A 6334-nucleotide genomic window follows, 5' to 3' on the forward strand; every position below is an offset into this window, starting at 1 on the left:
CACTTTATCTTATAGGGTACGTTATACTTTTTTTAAAAGATTACTAGGTGTCATATATTTGTTCCTACCAATCTATAAGGAGGAAGAAGATTGGAGGTTTATTTAGATATTATTTGGGCTTTAAATCTTTTATTTGATAGCCTGTTGCTTTACTTAACTGCTGTTATCTTAAAAAGGGATATAAGGCTTTGGAGGCTTTTTACAGGGGGATTAATTGGGTCTGCCATAATTTTGTTATCCCTTACTCCATTGAACACGTTCTCATCACATCCATTTGCTAAATTGTTATTCTCTATTTTCATGATTTTAACAGTGTTTGGTTATAAAAGGCTTCGCTACTTTATTAACGGTTTGATGACTTTTTATTTAATAACGTTTTTAATTGGCGGAACACTGATCGGTGTGCATTATTTTATCAAATTTGACTTTCAGCTTTCTTCCTCGGTTATGCTTGCAAGTGTTAAAGGGTTTGGGGATCCAATCAGCTGGGTATTTGTATTAATTGGTTTTCCATTAGCCTGGCATTTTTCTAAACGTAATATGGATCAAATTGAAATGACAAAAATCCAATATGATACTTTAATTAAGGTCATTGTTTCAATAAATGGTGAAATATTCAGGTTTAAAGGTCTAATTGATAGCGGAAACCAGCTTTATGATCCAATTACTAAAATGCCCGTCATGTTTATTTCATTAAAAAACAGGGTTGAGGAATTTCCAGAGGATATAGTAAAAATGGCCCGAAATCCAGAAAATATCATTCTAGGTGAGGAAATGATATCTTCAGATTGGGAGTACAGAATGAGAATTGTTCCATACAAAGTAGTTGGACAAGAACACCAGTTAATTATTGCAATTAAGCCTGATTACATTGAATTAGAAAAAGAAAATGAATTAATGAAGGTAGAAAAAGGTCTTATTTCTTTTTCAATGCAGCAGCTGTCCGCAGATGATGCATTTCAATGCATTGTACATCCTAAGATGCTTACGACTACAAAAAAGGTTAATACAGAGGCATATGTAAAGCATGCATAGTAACACATTTCTATTTAGGAGGAGGATATTTCATGAAACGGTTAAAACTTCGCTTATCATACTATTGGTATAAATTATTAATGAAGCTTGGACTTAAAACGGATGAAGTATATTATATTGGCGGAAGCGAAGCATTGCCCCCTCCTCTTAGCAAAGAAGAAGAGGAACTGTTATTAGAAAAACTTCCGAATGGTGATAAAGCAGCAAGATCCATTTTAATTGAAAGAAATTTAAGGCTAGTTGTTTATATAGCTAGGAAATTTGAAAATACAGGAATCAATATTGAGGATTTAATTAGTATTGGCACCATTGGCCTTATTAAGGCTGTTAACACCTTTAATCCCGAAAAGAAAATAAAGCTTGCTACATATGCGTCACGGTGTATAGAAAATGAGATATTAATGTATTTAAGAAGAAATAATAAAATTCGTTCAGAGGTTTCCTTTGATGAGCCATTAAATATTGATTGGGATGGAAATGAATTGCTTTTATCAGATGTATTAGGTACGGAGGAAGATATTATTACTAAGGACCTCGAAGCAAATGTAGATAAGAAACTCTTATCAAAAGCATTGCATCAGTTATCTGATAGAGAAAAGCAAATTATGGAACTGCGGTTTGGACTAGGAACTGGGGAAGAGAAGACCCAAAAGGATGTAGCTGATATGCTGGGCATTTCACAATCGTATATTTCAAGATTAGAAAAGCGAATAATAAAGCGGCTTAAAAAAGAATTTAATAAAATGGTATAGAGCTGTAAATTTATTATTTCGAAAAAAATTATTTTTATAAAAAAAATGCAGGATTAAAGCTTGAATCCATCGTGTTTTTCTAAATTATGTGTTTGAGTCAAACTTCTAGCCGTGCATATTTTTCCTCCTCAAGGAAATACTGTTTTTTGTACAGCAGCTCCTATGAGGAGGGAAAGAATTGACTCGAAATAAAGTAGAAATTTGCGGTGTTGATACATCAAAGCTTCCAGTTTTGAAAAACGAAGAAATGAGAGAACTCTTCAAGCAAATGCATAAGGGGGATATAACCGCACGGGAAAAACTCGTTAACGGTAATTTACGCCTAGTTCTCAGCGTTATCCAACGCTTTAATAACAGGGGTGAATTTGTTGATGACCTATTCCAGGTCGGCTGTATCGGTCTAATGAAGTCTATTGATAATTTTGATTTAAGTCAAAACGTTAAGTTTTCCACCTATGCTGTTCCCATGATAATAGGCGAAATTAGAAGATATTTGCGTGATAATAATCCGATACGCGTCTCTCGTTCATTAAGGGATATTGCTTACAAGGCATTGCAAGTAAGAGAACGATTGATGAGTAAAACATCGAGAGAGCCGACAGCAGTTGAAATTGCGAAGGAGCTTGATGTGCCGCATGAGGAAATTGTATTTGCTTTAGATGCAATTCAAGACCCTGTGTCCTTGTTTGAACCCATTTATAATGATGGGGGAGATCCAATTTATGTGGTGGATCAATTAAGTGATGAGAAGAGTAAGGATATTCAATGGATTGAGGAAATAGCGTTAAAAGAAGGAATGAGAAGGTTAAACGATCGGGAAAAGCTAATTCTGCGAAAACGCTTTTTTCAAGGGAAAACTCAAATGGAAGTTGCTGAAGAAATCGGCATCTCCCAAGCACAAGTTTCGAGACTTGAGAAAGCTGCCATCAAACAAATGAATAAAAATATTCAAAGCTAAGCTGCCGTTTTGGCAGCTTATTCTTTTTTCTATTAATAGATACGATAATTTATTATGGATAGTCATATATATTCTATATCGATGCGAAATGATGGGAGTGGGAGGAAATGATAAGAATATCAGAATTCCAAATGAAGGATGTCATAAATGTAGCAAATGGAAAGAAGCTTGGCAATGTTGGGGATATAGATATCAATGTTCAAACCGGGAAAATTAATGCTGTTATTATTGGGGGAACTGGGAAGGTTTTAGGTTTTTTTGGCCGGGATGAAGATATGATTATTCCTTGGAAAAATATCCTTAAGATTGGGGAAGATGTCATCCTTGTGCGTTACCAGAATGGTAATATGGAGAAAGATGTCGATGAAGATGTGTAAATAATGTCTTTTAACTGTGAAGAGTGGCTATATTATGGTAAACTATAGAAAAATATAATGGGGTTTAATAAATGGAACCATTTATTTTGAAAAAAAGCGAGTATTTTGTTATTAATGAATGGGCTGAGAAGTTTCCCGGTTTACGTGCGGGATTTACGAGTAAAAATGGCGGAGTTAGTGAAGGCGCTTATTCCTCTTTGAACCTTGGGCTCCATGTAAATGATTCAGTGCAATCTGTTAGACAAAACCGGGAACATATGGCTGAAAGATTAGGATTCCCACTTCATACATGGGTGAGTGCAGAACAAACACATGACATACACATAGAAAAGGTAAATAGAGAAAACGGCGGGAGAGGCTCTTTACTTTATGAGGATTCCTACAAAGCAACAGATGGCTTTTTTACAGCAAATTCTGGACTGCTGCTAACCTTATGCTACGCCGACTGTGTACCCCTTTATTTCTGTCATGAAAAGACTGGAGCAATTGGTGTTGCCCACGCGGGCTGGAGGGGAACAGTCAATGGGATTGCCAGCGAAATGGTTTCAATGTTTAAGAAAGAAAATATGGACATTGAAGGAATTCATGCAGTAATTGGACCATCCATTTGCGGTAAATGTTATATTGTTGATAATCGTGTTATATCAATAATAGACAAAAACCTAGCCGATTACCATCCTAAACCTTATACTCAAATAGAGGATAATCAATATTTTCTTGACTTAAAGCAATTAAATAAAGATATTCTAATTAAATCAGGCGTCATGGAAAAAAACATAATCGTAACAAATTTATGCACCAGCTGTGAAAACAAAGATTTCTTCTCGCACCGAAGAGACAAAGGGAAAACAGGAAGAATGATGAGTTTTATTGGCTGGAAGGAGGATTTCTAGTTTTAAATGAAGGTCATTGAAAATCTAAAAAAAATTCAAATGAAAATAAAAAATGCTTGTGAAAGATCTAATCGAAATATTGAAGATATTAAGATTATCGCTGTAACCAAATACGTATCGACTGAACGCGCCCTTGAAGCGCTTGATGCGGGTGTTATCCATTTAGGAGAAAATCGAGATGATGGACTCCTAGAGAAATGGGAAGTGATCAAGGACAAGCCGGTATGGCATTTTATTGGTGCTTTACAAACTAGAAAAGTGAAAAATATCATTGGCATAGTTGACTATATTCACTCTCTTGACAGATTGTCGCTTGCTCAAGAAATAAATAAGCGTGCAAACAAGCAAATAAAATGTTTTATACAAGTCAATGTATCAGGTGAAGAATCAAAGCAGGGAATTCATCCTGAAGAGGTTAAGAAGTTTATTGAGGAGTTAAGTCAGTATCCAAATATTCTTGTATGTGGTTTAATGACAATGGCTCCGCTAACTTCTGATGAACAACTGCTAAGATCATGTTTTCAAAAACTTAAAAAACTGCAGATTGACATTCAACAGATGGAATTAGATTACGCACCTTGTCATGAGCTATCGATGGGTATGTCAAATGACTTCGAGATTGCTATTGAAGAAGGAGCGACAATGGTCCGGATTGGAACCGCTCTTGTAGGAAACGAGGAATAGGAGGTTTGTAAAATGAGCATAAAATCAAAGTTTAAAACATTTTTCTTCTTAGATGATGAATATGATGATAGACAAGAAGAATATATGGAAGAAGAGCCCGAACAAAAACAGCCTCAATCTCAAAAACAGCCCGTGCAGAAGAATAATGTCGTCAGTCTTCAAAGTGTGCAAAAATCATCAAAGGTTGTATTAATTGAACCACGTGTGTATGCAGAAGCACAGGACATTGCTGACCAATTGAAAAACAGAAGAGCAGTTGTTGTTAACCTACAAAGAATCGATCGGGACCAGGCAAAAAGAATTGTAGACTTCTTAAGTGGAACCGTCTATGCGATTGGCGGGGATATACAGAAAATTGGGACTGATATTTTCTTATGCACCCCTGATAATATTGAGGTTTCAGGTAATATTTCTCAAATCATGCAAGAAACTGAATTCGAAAGTTCGAGGTGGTAATATTTAATGGGTATTATACTTAGTGTGTTAACATCGATTATTTACTATTATTCATGGGCATTAATCATCTATATTTTATTGTCCTGGTTTCCAAATGCTAGGGAGTCAGGAATTGGGCAATTTTTAGGAAGAATTTGTGAACCTTACTTAGAACCGTTCAGAAAAATAATTCCACCACTTGGTATGATTGATATATCTCCAATTGTGGCTATTTTAGTTCTACGCTTTGCATCAAGCGGATTGCACCAGTTGTTCGTTTGGATTGCATAATTTGAAAGCTACAGGGCTCTTTCCAAGGCCCTTTTTTGTTTTCTTATTCCAGAGGGGCAGTAAAATGAAAACAAAGGATGCTACTTAAAGGAGTATTGTAAGTAAATGTCTATTTACCAGCACTTTCGTCCAGAAGAAAAAGGTTTTATTGATCAAGTTCTTAACTGGAAGAACTCCGTGGAAATTACATATGCACCGAAATTAACTGATTTTCTTGATCCAAGAGAACAGGAAATCATCAGACAATTAATTGGAATTAATAATGATGTAAAGATACAGTTGTTTGGCGGCTTTGATATGGCTGAGAGGAAGCGTGCCTTGTTATATCCAGAGTACTTACAGCCAGAGGATGAAGACTTTCAAATATCTTTATATGAAGTTGAATATCCGAAAAAGTTTGTTAACTTGGAACATCCTCAAGTGCTTGGCAGCCTAATGTCTCTTGGGCTAAAAAGGATGAAATATGGTGATATCCTTCTTGAAGATGATCGGATACAGTTTTTAGTAACTAGAGACATTGAACACTATATTTCTACGCAATTGAACACAATTGGCAAGGCCTCTGTCAGTTTAGTGAAACTGCCATTAGCCAGTGCCCTTCAGTCGAACGAAATTTGGTCTGAACAATCTGTAACTTCAACATCTTTACGGTTAGATACAGTTGTTTCTGCTATTCATAATATTTCAAGGCAGAAATCTCAAACTTTAATTCAACAGGGTCTTACTAAGGTGAATTGGACTTTAATTGAAAATCCATCTTTTGAAGTGAGAGAAAGTGATATAATTTCAATTAGAGGGTATGGCCGTGCAAAAATTATCTCTTTAGAAGGAAAAACGAAAAGAGATAAATGGAAAATCACCGCGGGAAAACAAAAATAATTATTAATATTGCAGGATTTTGCTACAAGT

9 protein-coding genes are annotated in these 6334 nt (G+C 35.5%); all 9 read left to right on the forward strand.

The genetic code is table 11. The annotated features are described in order from the left end of the window. The first annotated feature begins 90 nt into the window (after positions 1-90). The 9 genes from spoIIGA to V7164_RS22570 all read left to right on the forward strand — a co-directional run bounded on the left by spoIIGA (position 91) and on the right by V7164_RS22570 (position 6304). Positions 91-1035 (forward strand): sigma-E processing peptidase SpoIIGA, encoded by a 945-nt coding sequence (gene spoIIGA / locus V7164_RS22530; protein ID WP_335355280.1) that lies wholly within the window; start codon positions 91-93, stop codon positions 1033-1035. A 32-nt stretch (positions 1036-1067) separates the two neighbouring features. Next, positions 1068-1787 carry an RNA polymerase sporulation sigma factor SigE gene (gene sigE, locus V7164_RS22535; RefSeq protein ID WP_335355281.1) on the forward strand — a complete coding sequence of 240 codons (720 nt, stop codon included), beginning with the start codon at positions 1068-1070 and terminating at the stop codon, positions 1785-1787. A gap of 178 nt (positions 1788-1965) precedes the next feature. Further along, positions 1966-2745 carry an RNA polymerase sporulation sigma factor SigG gene (gene sigG / locus V7164_RS22540; protein ID WP_066289326.1) on the forward strand — a complete coding sequence of 260 codons (780 nt, stop codon included), beginning with the start codon at positions 1966-1968 and terminating at the stop codon, positions 2743-2745. A gap of 107 nt (positions 2746-2852) precedes the next feature. Continuing rightward, complete coding sequence (locus V7164_RS22545) at positions 2853-3122, forward strand: YlmC/YmxH family sporulation protein (protein ID WP_335355282.1); 270 nt, start codon at positions 2853-2855, stop codon at positions 3120-3122. Between the two features lie 71 nt (positions 3123-3193). Continuing rightward, complete coding sequence (gene pgeF, locus V7164_RS22550) at positions 3194-4015, forward strand: peptidoglycan editing factor PgeF (RefSeq protein WP_335355283.1); 822 nt, start codon at positions 3194-3196, stop codon at positions 4013-4015. A 6-nt stretch (positions 4016-4021) separates the two neighbouring features. Next, positions 4022-4699, forward strand: a complete 678-nt coding sequence (locus V7164_RS22555; RefSeq protein WP_335346323.1) for a YggS family pyridoxal phosphate-dependent enzyme — start codon at positions 4022-4024, stop codon at positions 4697-4699. A 12-nt stretch (positions 4700-4711) separates the two neighbouring features. Continuing rightward, positions 4712-5155, forward strand: coding sequence for a cell division protein SepF (locus tag V7164_RS22560; RefSeq protein WP_335346322.1), 444 nt, complete (start codon positions 4712-4714; stop codon positions 5153-5155). A 6-nt stretch (positions 5156-5161) separates the two neighbouring features. After that, positions 5162-5425: a YggT family protein gene (locus V7164_RS22565; protein WP_066289306.1), complete on the forward strand. Its 264-nt coding sequence runs from the start codon at positions 5162-5164 to the stop codon at positions 5423-5425. A gap of 105 nt (positions 5426-5530) precedes the next feature. Further along, positions 5531-6304 carry an RNA-binding protein gene (locus V7164_RS22570; protein ID WP_335346321.1) on the forward strand — a complete coding sequence of 258 codons (774 nt, stop codon included), beginning with the start codon at positions 5531-5533 and terminating at the stop codon, positions 6302-6304. Positions 6305-6334: the final 30 nt, after the last annotated feature.

Source organism: Bacillus sp. JJ1474, assembly GCF_036965225.1.
GTDB lineage: Bacteria > Bacillota > Bacilli > Bacillales > Cytobacillaceae > Cytobacillus.

Coding starts and splice junctions, on each gene's coding strand:
- sigE (WP_335355281.1), top strand. CDS start 1,068: ATGAAACGGTTAAAACTTCGCTTATCATACTATTGGTATAAATTATTA.
- V7164_RS22545 (WP_335355282.1), top strand. CDS start 2,853: ATGATAAGAATATCAGAATTCCAAATGAAGGATGTCATAAATGTAGCA.
- pgeF (WP_335355283.1), top strand. CDS start 3,194: ATGGAACCATTTATTTTGAAAAAAAGCGAGTATTTTGTTATTAATGAA.
- V7164_RS22555 (WP_335346323.1), top strand. CDS start 4,022: ATGAAGGTCATTGAAAATCTAAAAAAAATTCAAATGAAAATAAAAAAT.
- V7164_RS22560 (WP_335346322.1), top strand. CDS start 4,712: ATGAGCATAAAATCAAAGTTTAAAACATTTTTCTTCTTAGATGATGAA.
- V7164_RS22565 (WP_066289306.1), top strand. CDS start 5,162: ATGGGTATTATACTTAGTGTGTTAACATCGATTATTTACTATTATTCA.
- V7164_RS22570 (WP_335346321.1), top strand. CDS start 5,531: ATGTCTATTTACCAGCACTTTCGTCCAGAAGAAAAAGGTTTTATTGAT.